The organism is Roseivivax sp. THAF197b (genome assembly GCF_009363255.1).
Taxonomy (GTDB): domain Bacteria; phylum Pseudomonadota; class Alphaproteobacteria; order Rhodobacterales; family Rhodobacteraceae; genus Roseivivax.
The window spans coordinates 1,506,622-1,529,266 of record NZ_CP045318.1; the positions used below are offsets into that span (position 1 = coordinate 1,506,622).

The 22,645-nt window shown below is 65.3% G+C and carries 26 protein-coding genes; 8 read left to right on the plus strand and 18 right to left on the minus strand.

Annotated elements, in window-relative coordinates; translation table 11 throughout:
• The first annotated feature begins 23 nt into the window (after positions 1–23).
• The 3 genes from FIV09_RS07460 (at position 24) to FIV09_RS07470 (ending at position 2,927) form a co-directional block, all read left to right on the plus strand.
• Positions 24–1,220, plus strand: a complete 1,197-nt coding sequence (locus FIV09_RS07460; RefSeq protein WP_152449399.1) for an RSP_2647 family RNA methyltransferase — start codon at positions 24–26, stop codon at positions 1,218–1,220.
• Positions 1,217–1,771 carry an RSP_2648 family PIN domain-containing protein gene (locus tag FIV09_RS07465; protein WP_152449400.1) on the plus strand — a complete coding sequence of 185 codons (555 nt, stop codon included), beginning with the start codon at positions 1,217–1,219 and terminating at the stop codon, positions 1,769–1,771. The genes FIV09_RS07460 and FIV09_RS07465 overlap by 4 nt, the downstream gene beginning before the upstream one ends.
• A 64-nt stretch (positions 1,772–1,835) precedes the next feature.
• Complete coding sequence (locus FIV09_RS07470) at positions 1,836–2,927, plus strand: ABC transporter ATP-binding protein (RefSeq protein WP_172975653.1); 1,092 nt, start codon at positions 1,836–1,838, stop codon at positions 2,925–2,927.
• A 226-nt stretch (positions 2,928–3,153) separates the two neighbouring features.
• Here the strand turns inward: FIV09_RS07470 and FIV09_RS07475 are convergent, their stop codons facing one another.
• A complete protein-coding gene (locus tag FIV09_RS07475; RefSeq protein ID WP_152449402.1) occupies positions 3,154–3,825 on the minus strand; it encodes a YafY family protein in 672 nt (223 codons plus the stop codon).
• A gap of 213 nt (positions 3,826–4,038) precedes the next feature.
• On the opposite strand from FIV09_RS07475, the gene FIV09_RS07480 reads away from it, so the two are divergent.
• The 4 genes from FIV09_RS07480 to FIV09_RS07495 are packed head-to-tail and all read left to right on the plus strand — an operon-like array spanning position 4,039 to position 6,491.
• The gene (locus tag FIV09_RS07480; RefSeq protein WP_152449403.1) at positions 4,039–4,263 is read left to right on the plus strand and encodes a twin-arginine translocase TatA/TatE family subunit; all 225 of its coding nucleotides are present in this window, start codon (positions 4,039–4,041) and stop codon (positions 4,261–4,263) included.
• A 10-nt stretch (positions 4,264–4,273) separates the two neighbouring features.
• The gene (tatB, locus tag FIV09_RS07485; RefSeq protein ID WP_152449404.1) at positions 4,274–4,741 is read left to right on the plus strand and encodes a Sec-independent protein translocase protein TatB; all 468 of its coding nucleotides are present in this window, start codon (positions 4,274–4,276) and stop codon (positions 4,739–4,741) included.
• Positions 4,738–5,652 carry a twin-arginine translocase subunit TatC gene (gene tatC / locus FIV09_RS07490; RefSeq protein ID WP_152449405.1) on the plus strand — a complete coding sequence of 305 codons (915 nt, stop codon included), beginning with the start codon at positions 4,738–4,740 and terminating at the stop codon, positions 5,650–5,652. The genes tatB and tatC overlap by 4 nt, the downstream gene beginning before the upstream one ends.
• Before the next feature lie 41 nt (positions 5,653–5,693).
• Complete coding sequence (locus tag FIV09_RS07495) at positions 5,694–6,491, plus strand: ATP-binding protein (RefSeq protein WP_371417770.1); 798 nt, start codon at positions 5,694–5,696, stop codon at positions 6,489–6,491.
• Positions 6,492–6,823: 332 nt separating this feature from the next.
• On the opposite strand, the gene FIV09_RS07500 is transcribed toward FIV09_RS07495, so the two are convergent.
• The 17 genes from FIV09_RS07500 to pyrC form a co-directional block, all read right to left on the minus strand.
• Positions 6,824–8,020 (minus strand): peptidoglycan DD-metalloendopeptidase family protein, encoded by a 1,197-nt coding sequence (locus FIV09_RS07500; RefSeq protein WP_371417771.1) that lies wholly within the window; start codon positions 8,018–8,020, stop codon positions 6,824–6,826.
• A gap of 68 nt (positions 8,021–8,088) precedes the next feature.
• Complete coding sequence (locus FIV09_RS07505; RefSeq protein ID WP_152449407.1) at positions 8,089–8,733, minus strand: protein-L-isoaspartate(D-aspartate) O-methyltransferase; 645 nt, start codon at positions 8,731–8,733, stop codon at positions 8,089–8,091.
• Entirely contained in the window at positions 8,730–9,515 is a 786-nt protein-coding gene (surE, locus tag FIV09_RS07510; protein WP_152449408.1) for a 5'/3'-nucleotidase SurE, read from the minus strand. The genes FIV09_RS07505 and surE overlap by 4 nt, the downstream gene beginning before the upstream one ends.
• Positions 9,516–9,884: 369 nt before the next feature.
• Positions 9,885–10,526 carry an SDR family oxidoreductase gene (locus FIV09_RS07515; protein ID WP_152449409.1) on the minus strand — a complete coding sequence of 214 codons (642 nt, stop codon included), beginning with the start codon at positions 10,524–10,526 and terminating at the stop codon, positions 9,885–9,887.
• Positions 10,527–10,558: 32 nt separating this feature from the next.
• A complete protein-coding gene (locus FIV09_RS07520) occupies positions 10,559–10,837 on the minus strand; it encodes an amidophosphoribosyltransferase (RefSeq protein ID WP_152449410.1) in 279 nt (92 codons plus the stop codon).
• A gap of 109 nt (positions 10,838–10,946) precedes the next feature.
• Positions 10,947–11,513 (minus strand): DUF2199 domain-containing protein, encoded by a 567-nt coding sequence (locus FIV09_RS07525; RefSeq protein WP_152449411.1) that lies wholly within the window; start codon positions 11,511–11,513, stop codon positions 10,947–10,949.
• On the minus strand, positions 11,497–11,958 hold the full coding sequence (locus FIV09_RS07530; protein ID WP_152449412.1) for a hypothetical protein: 462 nt from the start codon (positions 11,956–11,958) through the stop codon (positions 11,497–11,499). The genes FIV09_RS07525 and FIV09_RS07530 overlap by 17 nt, the downstream gene beginning before the upstream one ends.
• 65 nt (positions 11,959–12,023) lie before the next feature.
• On the minus strand, positions 12,024–13,484 hold the full coding sequence (gene purF / locus FIV09_RS07535; protein ID WP_152452436.1) for an amidophosphoribosyltransferase: 1,461 nt from the start codon (positions 13,482–13,484) through the stop codon (positions 12,024–12,026).
• A gap of 140 nt (positions 13,485–13,624) precedes the next feature.
• A complete protein-coding gene (locus FIV09_RS07540) occupies positions 13,625–14,197 on the minus strand; it encodes a CvpA family protein (RefSeq protein WP_152449413.1) in 573 nt (190 codons plus the stop codon).
• Positions 14,198–14,234: 37 nt separating this feature from the next.
• Entirely contained in the window at positions 14,235–15,605 is a 1,371-nt protein-coding gene (gene radA, locus FIV09_RS07545) for a DNA repair protein RadA (RefSeq protein ID WP_152449414.1), read from the minus strand.
• 107 nt (positions 15,606–15,712) lie between these two features.
• Positions 15,713–16,534, minus strand: coding sequence for a DNA repair protein (locus FIV09_RS07550; RefSeq protein WP_216646455.1), 822 nt, complete (start codon positions 16,532–16,534; stop codon positions 15,713–15,715).
• A 226-nt stretch (positions 16,535–16,760) separates the two neighbouring features.
• Positions 16,761–17,174, minus strand: a complete 414-nt coding sequence (locus FIV09_RS07555) for a hypothetical protein (RefSeq protein ID WP_152449415.1) — start codon at positions 17,172–17,174, stop codon at positions 16,761–16,763.
• The gene (alr, locus tag FIV09_RS07560) at positions 17,149–18,186 is read right to left on the minus strand and encodes an alanine racemase (RefSeq protein ID WP_152449416.1); all 1,038 of its coding nucleotides are present in this window, start codon (positions 18,184–18,186) and stop codon (positions 17,149–17,151) included. The genes FIV09_RS07555 and alr overlap by 26 nt, the downstream gene beginning before the upstream one ends.
• A 57-nt stretch (positions 18,187–18,243) precedes the next feature.
• A complete protein-coding gene (locus tag FIV09_RS07565; protein ID WP_152452438.1) occupies positions 18,244–18,645 on the minus strand; it encodes a VOC family protein in 402 nt (133 codons plus the stop codon).
• Positions 18,642–20,135 carry a replicative DNA helicase gene (locus FIV09_RS07570; protein WP_152449417.1) on the minus strand — a complete coding sequence of 498 codons (1,494 nt, stop codon included), beginning with the start codon at positions 20,133–20,135 and terminating at the stop codon, positions 18,642–18,644. The genes FIV09_RS07565 and FIV09_RS07570 overlap by 4 nt, the downstream gene beginning before the upstream one ends.
• 232 nt (positions 20,136–20,367) lie before the next feature.
• Positions 20,368–21,045, minus strand: a complete 678-nt coding sequence (locus FIV09_RS07575; RefSeq protein ID WP_152449418.1) for an orotate phosphoribosyltransferase — start codon at positions 21,043–21,045, stop codon at positions 20,368–20,370.
• A gap of 150 nt (positions 21,046–21,195) precedes the next feature.
• Positions 21,196–22,230, minus strand: coding sequence for a dihydroorotase (gene pyrC / locus FIV09_RS07580; protein WP_152449419.1), 1,035 nt, complete (start codon positions 22,228–22,230; stop codon positions 21,196–21,198).
• Positions 22,231–22,365: 135 nt separating this feature from the next.
• Here pyrC and FIV09_RS07585 point away from each other — a divergent pair, with 135 nt between their 5' ends.
• Positions 22,366–22,641, plus strand: coding sequence for a hypothetical protein (locus FIV09_RS07585; RefSeq protein ID WP_152449420.1), 276 nt, complete (start codon positions 22,366–22,368; stop codon positions 22,639–22,641).
• Positions 22,642–22,645: the final 4 nt, after the last annotated feature.

The window sequence follows — 22,645 nt, forward strand, 5'->3', positions numbered from 1 at the left end:
TCATGACTGGATAAGAGGGCGCCATGACAGCGCCCTCTTTTCCCGTGATCCGCCTGAAACCCAAAGCGAATGCCCGCGCGATCCGCCGCGGCTTTCCCTGGGTCTTCGCAAATGAACTCGTGCTCGACCGCCGCTCCAAAGCGCTGGGGCCAGGCACCATTGCCGTGCTGGAGGATCATGATCGCGTGCCCTTGGGCGTGGTCGGTGTCACGCCCGGCTCGAAGATCGCCGCACGGATGCTTGACCGCGATCCCGGCGCCACCGTCGACAAGGGCTGGTTGGCCGCGCGTCTGACCCGTGCGCTTGAATTGCGTGAGCGCCTCTACGACGCGCCGTTCTACCGGCTCGTCCATGCCGAGGCCGATGGCCTGCCCGGCGTGATCATCGACCGCTTTGGCGATACGGCGGTGATCCAGCCCAATTCCGCCTGGGCGGACGTGCTGCTCGACACGCTTTGCGATGCGCTAACAGAGGTCACGCGCGTTACCACGATCCTGAAGAATGCAGGCGGGCGCGGGCGGCAGCTCGAAGGGCTGGACGATGTCGATGCGACCGTCCGTGGGGATGCGCCGGACGGGCCGCTGCCCGTGACGATGAACGGCGCGACCTACATGGCCGACCTGACCGGCGGCCAGAAGACGGGCCTGTTCTACGATCAGCGTCCGAACCATGCTTTCGCGAGGCGTTTGGCGAAAGGTGCCAAGGTGCTCGATGTCTTTTCCCATGTGGGGGGCTTTGCGCTCGCGGCCCTTGCGGGCGGCGCGGCAGAGGCGTTGGCCGTCGACGGATCGGCCCCGGCGCTGGCCTTGGCGGAGCAGGGGGCTGCGGCCATGGGCGCGAGCGACCGCTTCGCCACACGCCAGGGCGACGCTTTCGACACGTTGACGGCGATGGGCGCGGAAGAGGCCCGCTTCGATCTGGTGATCTGCGATCCGCCCGCCTTCGCGCCTGCCAAACCCGCGCTCGAACCCGGTCTGCGCGCCTATGAACGGATCGCCCGCCTCGCGGCACCGCTGGTGGAGGAGGGCGGCTATCTCGTCCTCTGCTCCTGCTCGCATGCCGCGGACCTCGCGGCCTTCCAGGGCGCCTGTCTGCGGGGCATTGGCCGGGCAGGTCGCCGCGCGCAACTCATCCATACGGGCGGGGCGGGGCCGGATCATCCGCTTCTGCCGCAGCTGGCCGAGTCGGGCTATCTCAAAGCGTTGTTCTTCCGCCTGTGAAGGTCCTGATCGACGCTTGCGTTCTCTACCCCACGGTGATGCGCGAGGTGACGTTGGGCGTGGCGGCTTCCGGCGCGTTCAAACCGCTTTGGTCGGCGCGGATCCTTGAGGAATGGGCCCGCGCCGCGCGCAAGCTTGGACCCGGCGGCGAAGATCAGGCCCGCGCAGAGATCGCCGCGCTGCGGGCGCGCTGGCCGGACTCGGAGGTCTCGTGGCCGCCCTCGCTTGAGGCGCGGCTCTGGTTGCCTGATCCGAACGACATCCACGTTCTTGCCGCCGCCATCGCGGGCTCTGCCGATGTGATCCTGACGCTGAACGCCTCTGACTTTCCGCGCGGCACTCTGGCCGAGGAGGGCGTGTCGCGCGCCGATCCCGATGCCTTCCTTATGGGCCAGTACCGTGCGTCCCCCGATGCCACCGAAGAGGCCTGCCAGACCGTGCTCGCAGAGGCGCGGCGCCTCTCGGGGGAGGACTGGCAGATGCGCCCGCTTCTGAAGAAGGCCAAATTGCCGCGCCTTGCCAAAGCGCTGGAGGGTGGCAGGCAGGCTTGAACCCGCCCGCTGCGGCTGCTAGCTGCGAGTGCCTGACGTTTTTCATCGGTTATGGAGCCCCAGCGTGGCAGCTTCGCATCCCCGACTTGAAATCCAGCACCTCACCCGCCGGTTCGAGGGCAAGACCGTCGTGGATGATGTGTCGCTGTCGATCATGCCCGGCCATGTGACCTGCCTTCTCGGGCCCTCGGGCTGCGGAAAATCCACCACGTTGCGGATGATTGCCGGGGTCGATTTGCAGGATTCGGGGCACATCTATGTCGATGGCAACCTCGTTTGCGACACGGTGTTCCGCATTCCGCCCGAACGCCGCTCCATCGGGCTGATGTTCCAGGATTTCGCGCTTTTCCCGCATCTGTCGGTGGAAAAGAACGTCTCCTTCGGCCTGAAAGGCACGCACCGAGAAAATCGCGCCCGGGTGGAGCAGCTTCTCGACCGCGTGGGCCTGTTGCACTTTATCGAGGCCTATCCGCACGAACTCTCCGGCGGCGAGCAACAGCGCGTGGCCCTGGCGCGCGCGCTTGCCCCGCGTCCGCGCGTCATGCTGATGGACGAGCCGTTCTCGGGCCTCGACAATCGCCTGCGCGACGGCATCCGCGACGAGACGCTGGCCCTTCTGAAAGAGGAGGGCACGAGCGTCCTGCTGGTTACCCATGAGCCCGAAGAGGCGATGCGCATGGCCGACGAGATCGCGCTCATGCGCGATGGCCGGATCGTGCAGCGCGGCGCGCCCTACAACATCTACAACGCGCCCGTTGACAAGGCGGCCGTGGCGTTCTTCTCCGATATCAACGTGATCACCGGCACGGTGCAGGGCGCGCTCACGGAGACGCCCTTCGGCCAGTTCCTGGCCCCCGGCGTGCCCGACGGGGCGCGGGTCGATATCGTCTTTCGCCCGCAGCATGTCTCCATCGATTTCGACCGGCAGGGTCGCGGACCGAACCCGACCGCGATCCAGGGCACGCCCGCCCGCGGCGTGGTGGAACGCGCGCGTTTCATGGGCTCCGAAAGCCTTGTCGAGTTCCGGATGGACCATGACGGGCAGGTCTTGCGCGCCACCGTGCCCAACGTCTTCCTGCCCAAGGTGGGCACGCCGATGTGGCTGTCGGTGCGCCGCGACCGGTGTTTTGTCTTTCCCGCGCAGGACGCTGTCTGATTGCAGGGATCGAAAGCCGGTCTTGCGCGAATTCCCTGAAACTGGCCTCGTCCGTTCTTCGTGGCTGCGGAGGGCGTCCGGAAGCGGATGTGTTGCGTAAACGGTACCTGCGATATTGTCATTCGTGAGTACTGCAACCGGGCGTCCACCCTGCGCTGTGCAGGGTTACCTTGCAGGGCGCGTGCCCAGCCCCCTCTCAGGGGCATGCGTCCTGTGAGGGCCCGCCTCATTCGTGAGGGTGAGCGGCCTTGTAATCGGCGTAGCGCTTGCCGGGCTCTTCGACGAAGAGGCCGGGCAGGGGCCGCAGATCCCGCACCCGGTCGATCCGGAACGTGGCGAAATCCCCGGCCCCCTCATCCCAGACCACCGCCGTCCAGATCCGTCCCCAATAATCGAGATGGAGGGGCCGCACGTCGCGCGGTGTTTCCTCGTCGGCAATGCGGATGCGCAGTTTCTGGCGGGTGCGGATCGCGGCCCGGAAGGCAGGCATGTGGCGGAACCCCTCTGCCGCCTCGGCGAAAGGATAGGTGGCAAAGCCGAAGCGCTTTGCAGCCATGCCGGTATCTTCCGGCAGCACGGCTTCGATCTTTTGCGACAGCGCCTCGGCTGCGGCGGAGATCCGGTCCATATCCGCCGATCCCACGGCGGCCAGCCCCAGATGCAGCGCCTCGAGCTCGTCTTCGGTCAGGTTCAAAGGCGGCAGCGTCGTCATGGCCCGCGCGGTGAAGCCGCGCCCGCGCTCGCCCTCGATCGGCACGCCCGAGGCCGCCAGCGTGTCCATGTCGCGGTAGATCGTCCTCAGCGAGACGCCAAGCGCACGGGCCAGATCCTCTGCCCGGTGCAGGCGGCCATCCTTGAGACGGGTCATCAGGGCGTAAAGCCGGTCGGCGCGGCGCATGGGCGATTCTCCGGGTCAGCAGGCAGGGTTTGTCATCAAACTGACAACTGACAGGATAGTGACAAATAATGCGACATGACCAGCCATGTTCGGGTGATTTTCCGGGGCCATGACGCTTTCACGCGCGCGCCGAAACCGCTATTGCGGGCACAGGAGTACATGCGCAGCAGGCGCGCCCATCCAGTGGCAGGCCTGCCTATCGGGAGACGGATCATGCTCAACAATATCGGCCTTCCGGGCCTTCTTCTCATCGCGGTCGTCGTGCTTGTCCTGTTCGGGCGCGGCAAGATCTCCAGCCTCATGGGCGAGGTCGGCAAGGGCATCACCGCCTTCAAGAAAGGCGTGAAGGATGGCAGCGAAGAGCAGCTCGAAGACGAGGACGGCAAGTCGGAGACGGCGCGCGACGTGACGCCCGAGAACGAAAAAGACAAGGTCTGAGGCCGCCCCCATGTTCGACCTTGGCTGGACCGAGCTTCTGGTCATCGGGATCGTCGCGTTGATCGTGGTCGGCCCGAAAGACCTGCCGATGCTGTTTCGCAATATCGGCCGCTTCGTCGGCAAGGCGAAGGGCATGGCGCGCGAGTTCTCCAAGGCGATGAACGATGCCGCCGACGAGTCGGGCATGAAGGACGTCCAGAAGACCTTCAAGGCCGCCTCCAACCCGCTCAATTCCGCCATGGATGGCGTGAAATCGGCGGCCAAGGACATGACCAACCTCGACCTCGACAGCACCAAGCCTGCCAAGAAGGCTGATGTCGCGAAACCCTCGCCGGAGCGCGCGGAAGCCGCCAAGAAGATCGAGGCCGCAACGGCCCGCAAGGCGGCCGAACGCAAGGCCCGCGAGGCCGAAGAGGCGATGAAGGCCGCCGATGCCCTCGAGGCAAAACTCGGCAGCGATGACGGAGACAAGGCGTGAGCGTCAAGGACGAGATCGAAGACAGCGCCGCCCCGCTGATCGAGCATCTGGCCGAACTGCGCACGCGGCTCATTCGCTGCGTCGTCTATTTCCTGATCGGCATGGTGATCTGCTTCACGGTCGCCACGCCGATCTTCAACTTCCTGACCAACCCGCTCTGCCAGGTGCTGTCGGCGCGCGGTCAGGACTGCGACCTCATTTTCATCTCGCCGCAGGAAGGCTTCTTCGTGGCGATCAAGGTGTCGCTTCTGGGGGGCTTCATGCTGGCCTTCCCGTTCATCGCGAACCAGATGTGGCGTTTCGTGGCGCCGGGGCTCTACAAGTCCGAGAAGGGGGCGTTCCTGCCCTTCCTCGTGGCTTCGCCCTTCATGTTCTTCCTGGGCGCGTCCTTCGCCTTCTACGTGGTGACGCCGCTGGCCTATGACTTCTTCCTGGGCTTCCAGCAATTCGGCGCCGAGGGCGAGGCCGTGGTCGGCGAAGAGGTGAGCCAGGGCCTCTCGGTGGTCTTCCAGGGCTCCGCGCAGGAATATCTGAACCTCACCATCAAGTTCATCGTGGCCTTCGGTCTCTGCTTCCAGCTGCCCGTCCTGCTGACGCTGATGGGCAAGGCCGGGCTCGTTTCGGCCAAGGGCCTGGGCGATGTGCGCAAATATGCCGTCGTCGGCATCCTCGTGCTGGCCGCGCTCGTGACGCCGCCCGATGTCATCACGCAAGGCATCCTCTTCGTTGTGGTCTACGGCCTCTACGAGGTGTCGATCTTCCTCGTGGCCCGCGTCGAGAAGAAGCGGATCGCGGAGCTGAAGGCGCAGGGCGTCTGGTTCGAAGAGGATGACGAGGACGAAGATCCGCTGATGGCGGAGTTTGACGAAGACGACGATGACAGCCGCGGCGACGAGGGCACGCGCAAGTGACCGAGGAGGTGCTGAGCCGCATCGCCGCCGCGCTGGAGCGCATGGCGCCTGCGCCGCTCTCCGCCCCCGACCTCGGTAATTCGGATGCCTTCGTCTGGCATACGGCGCCCGACCGGCTTGAACCCGTCCCGGTGGTCAGCCGGATCGATCTGTCGCTTCTCGTGGGCATCGATCGCTCACGCGACACGCTTCTGCAGAACACCCGCCAGTTCGCCGCCGGTCACGCGGCGAATAACGCACTGCTTTGGGGCGCGCGGGGCATGGGGAAATCCTCGATCGTGAAGGCCGTGCACGCGGCCGTGGTCGAGGAAGGCCATCCGCTCAAGATCGTGGAGCTGCAGCGCGAGGATCTACCCTCGGTCGCGCGGCTTCTGAACATCCTGCGCGCGGCACCGTTCCGCTTCCTGCTTTTCTGCGATGATCTGTCCTTTTCGCATGACGATCAGCACTACAAATCGCTGAAAGCGGTGCTCGATGGCGGGATCGAGGGGCGGCCGGAAAACGTGCTTTTCTATGCGACGTCGAACCGGCGTCACCTGATGCCGCGCGACATGATCGAGAACGAGCGCTCCTCCTCGATCAATCCGTCCGAGGCGGTCGAGGAAAAAGTATCCCTATCCGACCGCTTCGGGCTGTGGCTGGGATTCCATCCCTGCAGCCAGGACGAATACCTGGCGATGATCGACGGCTATTGCGACGCCTACGGGGTTTCGGTCGATCCCGAGACCCTGCGCGCCGAAGCCATCGAATGGCAGGCCACGCGCGGTGCCCGTTCGGGCCGCGTGGCCTGGCAATTCTTCACCGATCTCGCCGGACGGCACGGTATCCGCGTTTCGTGAGATTTGCGCCCGGGCTGCGCCCGGTCGCCCCGGCGCGGCTCCGCCGCGCAAAGGTCTGCCCCTTCGGGGCCCCTGCGGGGCGGGCGAGGCTTCGCCGCTTTTTTCGAGGTTCAAGGTAGGGGCTGTCACTCCGACGGCGGGTCTGTGTTTCAGCCAATGCAACCTTTTTGCTGAGAAGCGCTTGAGGAGGCAGTCTGCCTCTCAAGACGCCTCATCGAGGATATCCGAACCCGGACCGCGTCAAGGCCGAGCCGCGCGTGCCGCGCGGTGCCTGCGGCAGCCTTGACCCGCCCCGGCTTCGGAAGAGGGCGCCAGCGATGCGGCTGGGCGCCTCAGTTCAGGTAGAGGTTCGGATCCACCGCGTCGAAGCCATCGCGCACCTCGAAATGCATCCGTGCGGGATCGCCCGCGCGCACATTGGCGATGGATTGCCCGCGGCTCACGGCATCGCCCTTGGCCACCGAGATGTTGTCGATATGCGTGTAGACCGTCAGGATATTGTCCGGGTGCTTGATCACGAGGATCGGGATGCCGTCGGTATTCGTGGTGATCGCGGCCACGGTGCCGCTGGCGGCCGCGGAGACGGTCGTGCCCGCGGGCGCGGCAATATCGATCCCGTCATTGCTGCCGGGCGCGTATTCGCGAATGATCGTGCCCGAGACGGGCATGCGGAATGCGCCCTGCGAGGCGGGCGGCTCCGAGACCTCGCCCACATCCGGCGCGGGCGTGGCCGGGGCCGGGGCCTGTGCGCTGGTTTCCCCGGATGCGGGCGGCAAGGCCGTGCCGTCGGTCACGGGGGCGGGCGGCAGCGGCTCTGCTGCCGAAGGCGGTGTGGGGGTCGGCGATCCGCTTCCGGGCGCGGTGACATTGGCCGCGACCTGCGTGCCCGCGGCCGAGGCCGTCCCGGTGGCCACCGGGATCAGCAGGTACTGGCCTTCGCGCACAGAATAGTTCTGATCGAGCCCGTTCCAATCCGCGAGCGCCCGCGGCGTCACGTTGTAGAGCCGCGCGATGGAATAGGCCGTCTCGCCGCGGCTGACCTGGTGGCGCACCGGCTCGACCCCGCCAGGCGCGGGGGCCACGGTGCCCGAAGGCACTGGCGTTGCGGGCGCATTGTCGATGGCGTTCGAGGCCAAGGCCGTGATATCCACGGCACCCGTGCTCGCCGAAGGTTCGGTTACACGGCGCGGCAGGGCGACGATCTCGCCCTCGCGCAGCACGTCGCCCACCTCGATGCCGTTATAGCGCGCAAGCTCGCCCGCAGGCAGTCCGACCCGCGTCGCCACATCCGAAAGGGTATCGCCGCGCCGGGCCACCGCCACCTGATAGGTCGGGTAGGAGATCACGCCGCGCGCATCCGCAGCAGGCCTGTCGCCCACCGCATTCAGCGCCGCATCCGAGGTGTTCGCCGCTGTCGGGCGCAGATCGAAATCCATCGGTCCTTCGCAGGCGGCCAGCGCCAGCACCAGAAGGCCCGCCTGGCCCGCACGCCATGCCGCGCCGTATCGCGTGTCAATCTCGGCCATCATGCTCTTCCTCACGTCGCTGCCCCTTGTCCCGGGGCGGTTCAACATCTCGTCCATGCCACAGCTGTGGCTCAGCTGTCCCGTCCCAGCCCCTCGACGAGGGGCACGAACCGCACCGGGCGCAATTCGCTGTACTCAAAGCCCGTCTCACTTCGGGTGACGCGGATCAGGCTCTGGACCGCGTCCGATTGGCCGACGGGCAAAACCATGATACCGCCGATCTTCAGCTGCGCCAAGAGCGGCCCGGGCGGATCCTCGGCGGCGGCGGTCACGATAATGCGGTCGAAGGGCGCCTGGTCGGGCAGGCCGTGGCTGCCATCGGCGGTGAAGGCGGTGATGTTCACGAGGCCCAGATCGTCGAAGACCTCGCGCGCCTCGCGCACCAGCCGCTTGTGCCGGTCGACCGTGTAGACCCGGCGCGCGAGCTGGCTGAGAACGGCCGCCTGGTAGCCCGAGCCGGTCCCCACTTCGAGCACCTTGTCGCGCGGGCTCACATCGAGCGCCTGCGTCATCAGCCCCACGACCGAAGGCTGCGAAATCGTCTGCCCGCAGGCTATGGGCAGGGGCATGTCCTCATAGGCGCGATCGGTGAAGTAATGGCGGATGAAAGGGCCGCGATCGATGGTCTCCATCGCCGAGAGCACGCGTTTATCCGTCACCCCGCGGGAGCGGAGCGCGAAAAGGAACTGCATCTTGCGTTCCGCATCGGCTGTCATGAAAGCGCGTCTGCCAGATCGGTCAGGTCATCATGCGCGGTCAGATCGGCCCGCATCGGGGTGACGGAGATATAGCCCTTGAGGTTCACATCCGCATCCGAGCCGGCCGCCGTCGCGCGCCGCTGATCGCCGCCCTTGATCCAGAAGAACCGACGCCCCGCGGGCGACAATTGCGGCTCGACCGAGAAGCCGGTGCCGGGGCGCTTGCCCTGCGGCGCCGCCGTGATCCCGGCCACCGCGGCTGCGGGAACGGGCGGGAAGTTGATGTTGTAGAAGAGCCGGTAGGCATGATCGTCGCTGGCCTTGCGATCCAGCACGCGGCGGATCACATCGGCCCCGTGCACGCGCGCGGCTTCGAACATGTCCGAGGCGTTCCAGTTCTCCGGCCCGAGGAATTGCGACAGCGCAATCGCGGGCAGATCCTGAAGGGCGGCCTCCATCGCGGCCCCGATCGTGCCGGAATAGAGCACGTTTTCGGCGGAATTGTTGCCCCGGTTCACGCCCGACAGCACGAGATCGGGGGGATGGTCGCTCATCACGTCGTGGATCGCGGCGAGCACGCAATCGGCCGGGCTGCCCTCGGCGGCGAAGGTGCGCTCGCCCAGTTCGGAGACCATGAACGGGCTGGAATAGGAAATCGTGTGCCCGACGCCCGATTGCTCGAAGGCCGGCGCCACGGTCCAGACCTCGCCCGCATCGCCCGCAAGCTCGATCGCGATCTCTTTCAGAACCGCGAGGCCGGGCGCGTTGATACCGTCGTCGTTGGTGATGAGAATGCGCATGATCCCGCCTGTTTTTGCTCCCCTCGTTCCTATGGAAGGCAGGGGGCTTGAGCAAGGGAGCTTTGGCCGCAACCCCGGCGACAGGGGCGGGCGGATGGGGAGCCATGCGTTTTTTTGGAAAGGTGAAGGGGCAGGGGCGGTTCCCGGACCGGACCCGGCGCGCGGGCGGCGCGAGCGGGGTCCGCGAACGAAAAACAAGTCGCGAAAGGTGTGCGGTGTCGGGGCACGCGGGTTCGGTCAAGTGTGGATATCGGCGTGTGCGCTAGCGTGCGCGTCACGGACAGGGCGCGCCTGTCCATGCTTCACCTTTCCCGATAAACGCAATCCGACCGTGCCGACCGCGATGCTGCCTGTCTTCGAGAAACCGCGTCAGAGGATCTGCGGCAGAAGCGCGGCGGCAGCCTCTTGCGGGCTGGGCAGCGCGTCCTTTTCCTCGCCGGGGAAGAACCGCCCGCGGGTGGCGCTTCGAAACGGGGCGGGCGTCAGGATGCGCACGTCGGGGCCTGTCTTTTCCGTCTCGGCGGCCCAGGACCGGGCGAGCGCGATCTGCCCCGCCTTGGTCGCCCCGTAAAGGCCGAAGAACTTCTCGCCGCCGCGCGCATCGTCGAAAAACACGGCGCGTCCTTCTGGCCCGATCAGCGCCGAGACGAAGGGAATGAGATGACCCATCGCGGTCATGTTCACATCGACCGATTTCGACCAATCCTTGGCGACGATGTGATCGGCCGGGGTCAGCGGACCGGCATGCACGGCGGTATGCACCCAAAGCGCAGCACCACCCCAGCGGTCATGGATCGAGCGGCAGAGATGCGCCATGGCATCGCGGTCGGTTATGTCCATGGGAGCAAGCGTGGCGTCGCCGCCGCGGGCCTTGATCCGGTCGTCCAGATCCTCGAGCCCGCCCACGGTGCGGGCGACGGCCACGACGTGATGCGTGTCAGACAGGGCCTCCGCCAATGCGAAGCCCAGACCCCGGGACGCCCCGGTTACCAATGCGGCAGGTTTGCTCATGGCGCTGCATGTCGCGCGACCTGCGGGGCTTGTCAACTGCGCCCGCCATCGCTTCCGGGAATTTCGATCCAGGTCGTGCGGCCATCCCGCGCGGCCAGCGCAAGGCGCGCGTGGTCGATGGCGGCAACCACCTTGTTGCCGACCTGCGTGCCCGGCGCGACCTTGGCCACTTTGCCCGAGGGCAGGCGCAGAAGCGCCGTGGGCTCTTCCTCGGTGCCCATCACGCCCAGCAGCGCGATGTCCGACAGGTCGATATCTGCATGCTGTGTGGCCGTTTCGGCCACATTCTGTGGAGTTTCAGGATTGGACATGATGCCTCGAATTCTGGTGTCGCGCGGCATCTATGAACCGGGTCGCGACAGCGCAAGCGGGGCGATTTCGCATCTGCAGAATGCCGCCGAGGCAGCGGCGGTAGATGGCCTATGCGCGCCCGGTGAGGTGCGGCCGAATGTCCTCCCCGATCTCGGCATAAAGATCGAGCACGGCATCGAAGGAGAGACCTTCGCTCACGAGATCGGCGGCAGGGCCAGGTGCCGGCAGAAATTCCGGCCGCGCTTCCGCGGCGACATCGCGCAGCTGTCCGGCGCCCATATCCGCAAGCGGGCCGGGCAGGGTATTGGCCAGCATGGCGGCCATCTCGGTCGGGGCGGCATCGCCTGCCTCGAGCCGGTCGAGGGCTGCGTAGAAATCCGCGGGCGCGACCTCGACCCAGGGGGCCAGATGCACCGCATCCTCGCTGCCACGCACCGGAAGGGCCAGATGCGCCCGCAGAAACCGGCGATCGCCGAGACGGCAGAGTTCGGACGACAGGCGGTCTTCTCCGGCCTCGATCACCGCGCCCGGCTCGGGCAGGGCGTGCGGCCAATCCTCGGGCGCGTCGTAGCCGATATCGATCAGGCCGCCGAAGCTGCGGCCACAACAGGGGCAGGCATAATCCGGGTCGTTCAGACGCTGCCAGCGGGCATCGAGATTAAGAAGTCGAGACATGGAGTTGTGCCCAATTGTCTCGATATTGTTCCAACCATCCGGCCCCAAAGCCAGTATCTTCTTCCCTAAAAATTCTTGAGAAATCCCAATCCAAGGATCTGCGGTTTGTATCTGTCCGTTTCTTTCCGTCCAAACTTGTGAGATTCAGCCAAGACCTATGTGAGCGGTAAAGCAAATCCGCGACAACGCTGCTCGGTACAATAAAAACTTCAGGTTTTTCTAGGGCGTCTGCTGCAAGTTGTACCAGACAATAATAGACGGAAGGGCTGCAAAACTCTTCGTTCTTTTTCGACATTGTCCAGTTTTTTGTTTTCGATAATCGTCTGGTCTTGACTTGAATACCCGCTTGTCTGGTGCCGTCTGCTGAGGAAACAATTATGTCTAGATTGGGAGCGCCTTGGGGAGCGAGCGCGGCAATATACCCGCGTATAAGCAACTGGGACATAACGTAGTGCTCGCCCGCAGCGCCAACCATTGCTGTGGAAGCCGTGAAGCTATCATGCACTGGGTTCACTCGGCCGCCGTCTTGAGCTGGAAGCCCTTCTCGATCTGGTCCGACGGCTCCACGGGGTATTCGCCGGAGAAACACGCGTCGCAATATTGCGGACTGGCGGCGTCGCGGCCCTTGGCCTCGCCGACCGCGCGGTAAAGTCCGTCCAGAGAGATGAAGCGCAAGGAGTCGACCTGCAGATGCTCGCGCATCTCTTCCTCGGACATTGAGGCGGCGAGCAGTTTCTCGCGCTGGGGCGTATCCACGCCGTAGAAACAGGGCCAGGCCGTGGGCGGGGAGGCGATGCGGAAATGCACCTCCGCCGCGCCCGCATCGAGGATCATCTCCTTGATCTTGCGGCTTGTGGTGCCGCGCACAACCGAGTCGTCCACGAGGATCACGCGCTTGCCCTCGATGAGCGCGCGATTGACGTTCAGCTTGAGACGCACGCCCATGTTGCGGATCTGCTCCGTCGGCTCGATGAAGGTGCGGCCCATATACTGATTGCGCACGATGCCCATGCCGTAGGGAATGCCGCTCTCATGGGCGAAGCCGATGGCCGCGGGCGTGCCGCTATCGGGCACCGGGCAGACGAGATCTGCCTCCACGGGCGCCTCTTTCGCCAGTTCCACACCGATCTGGCGACGCGTCTCGTAGACCGAACGGCTGCCGATGATCGAATCGGGACGGCTGAAATAGACATGCTCGAAGATACAGAAGCGGGGGCGTTGCGGGCGGAAGGGGCGCAGGCTTTGCACGCCTTCCTTCTCGGTGATGACCACCATTTCGCCGGGCTCGATCTCGCGCACATATTCCGCGCCGATGATGTCGAGCGCGCAGGTCTCGGAGGCCAGCGCCCAGGCATCGCCCACGCGGCCTAGAACCAGCGGCCGCACGCCCAAGGGGTCGCGCACACCGATGAGCTTCGTGCGGGTCATGGCGACGACGGAGAACGCGCCCTCGACCCGGCGCAGCGCATCTTCCATCCGCGAAGGGATATCACGCTGCAGGGACCGGGCCATCAGGTGGATGATGCATTCGCTGTCCGAGGAGGACTGGAAGATCGAGCCGCGCTCGATCAACTCACGCCGCAGCGCGTCGGCATTGGTGATGTTGCCATTATGGGCGATGGCCGCACCGCCCATGGAGAACTCGCCGAAGAAGGGCTGCACGTCGCGGATCTGCGTCGGACCCTTCGAGCCGGAGGTCGAGTAGCGCACATGCCCGATGGCCAGACTGCCGGGCAGCGTTTCCATCAGCGATTGCGAGGTGAAGTTGTCGCGCACATAGCCGAAGCGCCGCGCGGAGTTGAAGCCTTGAGAGGGCTCGTAGCTGACGATGCCACCCGCTTCCTGCCCGCGATGCTGCAGCGCGTGCAGGCCGAGGGCGACGAAATTGGCGGCATCCGCCGATCCGATCAATCCGAAGACGCCGCACTCCTCGCGCAGTTTGTCATCGTCGAAGGGATGGGCCGGGGGCATATGGGCGTCGGACAAGAGGCAGCGCTCCGATTCCAGTGCGGATTTGAGCCTTACTTAGTGTCTGTCCGCGGCTCTGTCACGGCACTATCACAAAAGCCTGGCAGTCTTTGGTTTTTGTTACAACACGCGGGCCGTGAAGATCAGGCGTCGTTGGCCCCGGGGGCAGCGCAGACGCCGACCAGCTCTTCGTATTGACGGGTGACCCAACCCAGCGCCTCATCGGGATTCCGCGCCTCGATCTCATCGGTGAAGCGCGAGAAGACCGCCGCCGCGCGGCTGTCATCGACCATCGGCACGTCCTGCGCGGTGATCACCGTCTCGTAGACGAAGAACGCGATCGCGACGAGCAGGATGCCGCGCGCCACACCGAACAGAAAGCCGAGACCTTGGTCGAGCCCGCCCAAAGCGGAGCGCTGCACGAGGCTGGAGAAAAGCGGCGTGAAGAAGGACACCACGATCAGCGCCAGCGCGAAGACGCCCGCGAAGGCCGCGATGATGGAAAGTTCGCAGCTATCCGACAGGAATTCGCCGATTACCGGCAATTCCTTGACCAGCGGCTGCACTTGCGCCGCGAAGATGAACGCGAGGAAGGCCGCCGCGACCCAGCCTGCGATGGCCATCGCCTCGCGCACCAGACCGCGTGAATAGGCGAGAAGCGCCGACAACACGATCACCACCGCCACAACGGCGTCGATTGCTGTAAAGCCTTCCATTGCCTGCCTCTTTCTTCCGACTCTAATCGGCCGGGCCTCAGCCCGCTCCGAATACCTCGCCCACAAAGCTTGCCAGATCGCCCATGCGGGTCAGGCGCAGCCCGGATGCATCCACGTTTTTACCGCCCTCGGGCGCAATCGCCGCGGAGAAACCAAGTTTCTGCGCTTCTTTCAACCTGTTTTCGGTCTGGCTGACCGGACGTAGGGCACCGGATAGGCTGATTTCTCCGAAAACGACAGTCTCGGGGGGCAATGCCGCATCCTCGCGCGCCGAAAGTAGCGCCGCCGCCACAGCGAGATCCGCGGCAGGTTCCGCGACCTTCATGCCGCCCGCCACGTTCAGATAGACATCGAGCCCGGTGAAGGGGATGCCGCAGCGCGCCTCCAGCACGGCGAGGATCATCGACAGCCGCCCGCCGTCCCAGCCGACTGTCTGGCGGCGGGGCTGCGCATGGGGCGTGGGCGCGACCAGCGCCTGGAACTCGCACAAGACGGGCCGCGTACCCTCTATGCCTGAAAAAACCACCGATCCGGGGCTCGGGTTGCCACGCTCGGACAGAAACAGCGCCGAGGGGTTGGTGACCTCGGCGAGCCCCATGCCCGTCATCTCGAAGACCCCGATCTCGTCTGCGGGGCCGAAGCGGTTTTTCACCGCGCGCAGAATGCGGAACTGGTGCCCGCGCTCACCCTCGAAATAGAGCACGGTATCGACCATGTGCTCCACGACGCGGGGGCCCGCGATCTGCCCGTCCTTGGTGACATGGCCCACCATGATGACGGCGGTATTCCGCCGCTTTGCGAAACTTGTCAGCTCATGCGCCGCAGCACGGACCTGCGCCACCGATCCCGGCGCGCTTGGCACATGGTCGGCCCACATGGTCTGCACCGAATCGATGATCGCGAGATTGGGGCGTTCCGCCTCGAGCGTCGTCAGGATGTCGCGCAGGTTCGTCTCCGCGCCCAGGGCCACGGTCGCGTCAGACAGCCCCAGCCGCTGAGCCCGCATGCGGATCTGGGCGGAGGCTTCCTCGCCTGAGATATAGACCACCTTCAGACCCGACGCCGAAAAGGCCGCCGCCGCCTGCAGCAGAAGGGTGGATTTGCCGATGCCCGGATCGCCTCCCACGAGGATCGCTGACGCGGGAACAAGCCCGCCGCCCAGCACGCGATCCAGTTCGGACAGGCCGCAGGCGGTGCGCGGGGGCGGGGCTTCCGTCGCAGACAGATCGCTCAGCGGAACCGTGCGTCCGCGATCGGCACCGAGCGTCTTGGCTGCGGGACCCGCCGACAGCGGGGTTTCTTCCTGGATCGTGTTCCATGCGCCGCAGGCTTCGCAGCGCCCCGACCATTTGGACGTGGTATTGCCGCATTCGGTGCAAACGAAGGTCGATTTGGGAGGGCGTGCCATGCCCGATCTTGTGGCCGATCACGGCTTTGCCCGCAAGATGCGGGGTGCCTTGCCTTTGAGGAAAATGATCTGCGGCCGGCGGTCCGGAGACGCGAGATCCCCTGACGCTACTGCGCAGCCCTGCGCGAGAGCAGCTCGACGATGTCGCTGTCGGATTTCACGGGATCGGCCGCGAAATCGTCGTCACACGCCACATCGTCGATCCAGTCCCGCGCGGCGTCGCGGGCAGGGGCCGCGTCTCGCGCGGTGGCCTCGACCACGGGCTGTGCGTCCTCCCGCAGGGTTTCGGACAGCTCCGGCAGAAGCTCGTGCAGCTCCTCGCAGATCCGCGCAAGCTGCGCTTCGGCGACGGCTTCGTCCATTTCCACATCTTCGATCCAGGCGCGCAGCCCGACCGCATGGGACTTGGCTTCATCCAGCCTGCGGTTGAAATCGTCGACCTCGGTCTGGCGCTGGGTCAGGAAATCCGTGGCGCGGCGGACCGCGTCATCGGAATAGACCCGCGCGAGATCCCGCGACAGGTGGCTCATCTGTGCCGCGACCTCGATGACCGGCGCTTCAAGCTCCGCAAGGTCCGGGTGATCGCGCAGATAGGCGATCCGTTCGCGCACCGAATCGAACTCCGATTTCAGGTTAAAGACGCCCGTCCGGTCCGCGGCATGGGCGATGCGGTAGGCGCGCGTCACATCTTCCATCGTGATGTGAAATTTCCGGTGCGAATTCTCCAGCGCCAGAACGCGCGCATTGCCCGGCAGATAGGCCAGAAGGCCCACGATCAGCGCGGTGCCTGCGATCTGCACCGCCATGCCCGCCTGCGGATAGACGGTGCCGCCAAAGCTGAGCGACAGATCAAGCCAGGGCAGGTGCCCCAGCGCTGCGGCCAGAGTGGCCAGAAGGGCCGCAAGGCCCGCGGCGATCAAAAGCGCCATTGTAATGAATTGAAAAGCGACCCTGATCGCCCAAAAAAGCGATAAACCAACACGTGACATAATTCGGTCCCCCGAGACCTCAGCGAATCGCCCGAAATTGGCGATCCATACGCATGGTACTGGCAGAATGGGACTTTTTGCTAAAATGTGTCGAAAAATGTGCGCTTTGTCACAAAACGCGAACAGATCCGGGGCATCGCGCCGATTGTCCGCCGCGTGGCGACAATCACAGAAGCGTGCTGCCCCAAAGCCCCAGAAAACCTAGCAAAAGCGCCACATGGAGCGCGTCGATCCAGCGCCGCGACCGCTCCGGCACAAAGCCCGAGACGAAGAACAGCGCGGACAACGCCAGCGGGATCCGCATGCCCTGACCGGCGCTGAGGGCGCGGGCGAGCGGCGGATACCACCCGCTTTCCTGCAATCCGAGCGCGGGCGCGAAAGTCACGAGGATGCAGATCGCGCACAAAGCAAGGGTTGCCACGGCAATCCAGCGCGACAGGCCGCGCGCCAGGATCGTGCGCAGAAGGGCCAGCGCGAAAAGGAGTTCGAAATAGACGAAGCGTTTGACGAAGATGAGCGCGATCAGCGTCGGGTCGGGTTGGAAATTGCCCATCTCAGCCGCCGTGATACTGCCGGGCATACCGCGCGCCCAGCGATGTCAGGATCTCGTAGCCGATCGTTCCGGCCCATCCGGCCAGCGTATCGACGGATTGATGCCGGCCCAGCAACTCCACGGTCGCGGGGTTGCCCTGCACATCCGTCACGTCGACGCCGATCAGATCCATTGAGATCCGGCCCAGCACCTTGCAGCGCGTCTCGCCCGCCCAGACATGCGCGTCCGGTCCCATACCGCGCAGAACCCCGTCGGCATAGCCCGCCGAGATGGTCGCAACGCGCGTCGGTGCCCGCGCGATCCAGGTATTGCCGTAGCCCACGCTCTCGCCCGGCTCCACGTCGCGGATCTGGATCACCGGAATGTCTAGATAGGCCACAGGCTGCGCATCGGCGAAGGGCAGCCCGCCATAAAGCCCGATCCCCGGCCGCGCGAGGTCGAAATGGAAATCCGGTTTCATCAGGATGCCGCCCGTTGCCGCAAGCGACCGGGGCGCGTCGATCCCGTCCGTCATCTCCTGAAAGGCGGCAAGTTGGTCGCCGTTCATGGCATGATCCGGCTCATCGGCGCAGGCCAGGTGGCTCATCACGAGGCGCGGGGATTGCGCCAGGGCGATGTCGCGCAACGCCGCCCATTCTGCCGCTTCCATCCCCAGCCGGTTCATGCCCGAATCAAGCTGGATGCCCAGCGGATGACCCGGAAGCGCCTCCACATGGCGCAGCATCTGGTCGATGGAGTTGAGCATCGGCACCAGGTCCGCGTCGCGTAGGAGCGAGGCGTCGCCCTCCATATGGCCCGAAAAGACGCAGATTTCCGGGCCGTGGCCCAGGATCCGGCGCAGCGCCACGCCTTCTTCGGCAATCGCCACGAAAAAGCGGCGCGCCCCGGCACGCGCGAGCGCGGGCGCCACCTTTTCGGCCCCGAGCCCGTAAGCGTCGGCTTTCACCACCGCGGCCGTCTCGCCGGTATTCTGCCGGTCGAGATTGCGCCAATTGGTGACAATCGCGTCGAGATCAATGTTCAAGGTCGCCTGAGCCATGCGCGCTCTTTGCCACGGCACCCGCTCAGGTCAAGCCGGAATTGCGCCGCACCTATGCTACGACAGAACCGCTACGCCTTTTTCGGGATGCGCACGGTAATGGGCAAGGCGGCTGTCCAGATCGCCGTCATGCAGTTCCAGCCTGTGCCCGTCGGGATCGAGGAAATAGACCGACGCGCCTTCGGAGCGGTTCTCTTTCCAGATCGGCGCGGCCCCCCTGATGCGGCGAGCCAGCGCCTCGAAGGCAGAGCCAGAGGCAGAAAAGGCGTAATGTGTTCCGCCCCTTGCGGGGCGCACTTCATCCGATGCTTCAAGGCAGAGCCAAAGCGCGCCAAGGCTCATATAGGTCATGCCGTCACTGGCCGCGCGCGGCGTCCCACCCAATATATCGCGATAAAAAGCGACCGAGCGATCAAGGTCCGACACGGCCAGCGTCAGATGATTGAGCCCCGTGATCAAAATCCGCCATCGGCGTTCTGCCACGGCTTCACGAGGTTGCCGAAGCGCGTGAACTGACCCTCGAAGGACAGCTCGACCGTGCCGATGGGTCCGTGACGCTGCTTGCCGATGATGACCTCGGCGCGGCCATGCAGACGCTCCATCTCCTCCTGCCAGGCGGCCATTTTGTCGAGATCATGATCGCCGGGCTTCTCGCGTTCCTTGTAGTATTCCTCCCGGAACACGAACATCACCACGTCGGCATCCTGCTCGATCGAGCCCGATTCCCGCAGGTCCGACAGCTGCGGCCGCTTGTCGTCGCGGCTTTCGACCTGGCGGCTGAGCTGCGACAGCGCGATGACCGGGATTTCCAGCTCCTTGGCGATGGCTTTCAGACCCATGGAGATTTCCGCGATCTCGTTCACTCGGCTCTGATCGCCCTTGCCGGTGCCCCGCACGAGCTGCAGGTAGTCCACCATCAGCACATCGAGCCCATGCGTCCGCTTCAACCGCCGCGCCCGTGCCGCCAGCTGCGAGATGGGCAGGGCCGGCGTGTCGTCGATATAAAGCGGGCAGGCCTCCAGGCTTTTCGCGGCTTCCACGAAGCGGCGGAACTCCTCTTCGGTCATGTCGCCGCGGCGGATCTGCTCTGACGGGACTTCCGCGGCTTCGGACAGGATCCGCGCCGCCAACTGCTCCGCCGACATCTCGAGCGAGTAGAACCCGACGACGCCGCCTTCGACCGCCCCTTCGGTGCCGTCCTCGCGGACGCCGCGCTTGTAGGCCTTGGCGATGTTGTAGGCGATGTTCGTCGCAAGCGACGTCTTGCCCATCGACGGACGCCCGGCGAGGATCAGAAGGTCCGACTTGTGCAGGCCGCCCAGCTTCTTGTCCATGTCGATCAGACCGGTGGAGACCCCCGACAGACCGCCTTCGCGCTTGTAGGCGGCATTGGCGACGTTCACGGCTCCGGTCACGGCGCGCAGGAAGGACACGAATCCGCGCTGCGCCTGGCCCTGTTCGGCCATCTGGTAGAGCGCCTGTTCGGCTTCGATGATCTGTTCGGAGGGCTCCGAGGCCACATCGACCTTGGCCGCCTTGGCGGAGATATCGCGCCCGAGGCCGATCAGCTCGCGGCGCACCGCAAGCTCGTAGATCATCTGGGCGTAATCCTTGACCGCGAAGGACGCGATCGCCGCCCCGGCAAGGCGCATAAGATAGGCCGGGCCGCCCAGTTCCTTCAGGCCCTCGTCATCCTCCATGAAGGCCTTGAGCGTGACCGGCGAGGCAAGGTTGTTCTGCGCAATCCGCGCCGCGGCCACCTCGTAGATACGCGCATGGACGGGATCGTAGAAATGCTTGGCCGAGATGATCGAGGCGACGCGGTCGTAGATGTCGTTATTCGTCAGGATGGCACCCAGAAGCTGCTGCTCAGCCTCAATGGAATGCGGCATCGTATCGGGAGACTGAACTTCTGCACCGGTCGCGTTGAAGGCTGTGACCTCGTTCATCACCACTCCGAATCTTTGATTTTGCCTGAGGTGCACTAGTTAAGACACGGGCCCCCTTTGGCGCAACTTGTATGTTTCTGGGGATAACTCACATCCCGGGCGTTGCCTGCCACATGGTGCGGCAGGCAGACGCGATCTGTCAATATCTGGGAATTGTGGCGGGCTGGACGGGCGCGCGCGGGCACTGGAACAGCGCCTTCCTGCCGCTACGTCAGCTTCGCGCGGCAGCGGCTCAAGCGCCGCGTTCGGCCTGCCAGGCGCGCGGGTCGTTCAGGAAGCGCTCGACCTCCGTCAGCGTCTCCGCATCGAAGGCGCCGCGCCGCTTGGCTTCGGCTAGAACGTCCCACCAGGTGCAGAGGTGATGCAGCGCCACACCGTGATCGCCGAGCGTCTTCCGCGTCTCGGGGAAGATGTCGTAATAGAAGATCACGGCCGTATGCGCGCAGACGGCACCCGTCTCGCGGATCGCATCCACGAAGGACAGCTTGGAGCCGCCATCGGTGGTCAGATCCTCCACGAGCAGGACGCGCTGCCCCTCGCTCATCGCGCCTTCGATCCGCGCGTTGCGACCATACCCTTTGGGCTTCTTGCGCACATAGGTCATGGGCAACGCCATGCGCTCCGCCACCAGTGCGGCGAAGGGAATACCCGCCGTCTCGCCGCCCGCGATATTGTCAAACGCCTCGAGCCCGGCATCGCGCATCACCGTCACCGTCAGGAAATCCATCAGCGTGGAGCGGATGCGCGGAAAGGAGATGAGCTTGCGGCAATCGATATAGGACGGTGAGGGCAGGCCCGAAGCCAGCGTGTAGGGCTCTCGGGTGTTGAAGTTCACCGCCTGGATATCGAGCAGCATGGCGGCGGTCAGGCGCGCCATCTCTTCGCGGGCAGGGTAGGTGCTGGGGATCATTCTCGGGCCTTTCTCGTCACGCTCGTCGATCTGTCGGTAGCGGGAAAGTCGCGCGGGGGGAAGGGGCGTGCGGGATCGCGGCGGCCGTGGCGCCCGCCGCACTGCGACGACTCTTCGTAGGGTGGGTGAAAACCCACCACCAGCCGCCGCTTATGCCACCCGCCAATGCAGCGGAAAGCCCGGATCGAACACGGTCACCGGCCCGTCGCCCGTCTCGATCTTCGACGGATAGCTGACCGGATCGCCCTTGGTCAGCGTGATCTGTGCCTCATTGGGCGCCATCCCGTAAAAGGCGGGGCCATTGAGCGAGGCGAAGGCCTCAAGCTGGTCGAGTGCGCCTTCGGTTTCGAAGACCTCCGCCAGAACCGACATCGTGTTGGTCGCGGTGAAACACCCCGCACAACCGCAGCCCGTCTCCTTGGCGGCGTCCACATGCGGCGCGCTGTCCGTGCCCAGAAAGAACGAGGCCTCGCCGCTGGTGGCCGCGGCGCGCAAGGCCAGCCGGTGAATTTCGCGCTTGGCGACGGGCAGGCAGTAATAATGCGGCTTGATGCCCCCCACGAGGATGTGGTTGCGATTGATGACCAGGTGATGCGTGGTGATCGTGGCCCCAAGATCGGGCCCGCCCGCGCGCGCATATTCGACGCCTTCGCGGGTGGTGATATGCTCCATCACCACGCGCAGACCGGGCGTCGCTTTGCGCACCGGATCGAGCACACGGTCGATGAACACTTTCTCGCGGTCGAAGATGTCGATCTCGGCATCCGTCACTTCGCCATGCACGCAAAGTGGCAGGCCGATCTCCGCCATCTTTTCGAGCACCGGGCGCACGCGGTCGAAATCCCGCACGCCGGAGGCGGAGTTCGTGGTCGCCCCGGCAGGATAAAGCTTCACCGCGCGCACCAGCCCGTCGGCATGGGCGCGGGCCACATCCTCGGGGTCGGTCTCCTCGGTCAGGTAGAGCGTCATCAGCGGCTCGAACGCGGCACCCTCGGGCAGGGCGGCCATGATCCGGTCCCGATAGGCGGCAGCCTCGGCGCCGGTCACCACGGGCGGCACGAGATTCGGCATGATGATCGCACGCGCAAAGTGCCGGGCGGTTTCGGGCAGCACGGCCTTCAGCATGGCGCCGTCGCGCAGATGCAGATGCCAATCGTCGGGGCGGCGGAGGGTCAAGCTTTTCATGGATCTGCGGTAGCATGGCGGCTCGGCGCGCGCCAGATATCCTATGGGGGCCATCCCGGTTCGGCTCCGCACCCGATTGAGCCCCGGCGCCCGTTCAGGCTAGAAGACGCGCGATTTGATCGAACGGAGAACGTGATGCTGATGACCTTTCTCGTGGCCATCTTCGCCGGGGCTGCGGTGACTTCGCTGCAACCCCGTGTGACCGAAGCGCTTTGGCGCTGGCTGGGCGAGGAGCACCTGCCGGACGAGCCGGGCCGCCGTGTCGTCGCCTTCGCGCTGGCACTGGCCATCGCGGTTGCGCTTCTGGGGCTTATTGGGGTCGAGACGAGTCCGCTGGCCCTGCTCGCAGGCGGGCTGATCGGCCATTTCCAGTCGGAATTGCGCGAAGCGATCCTCGCCCGCCGGAACTAACCCC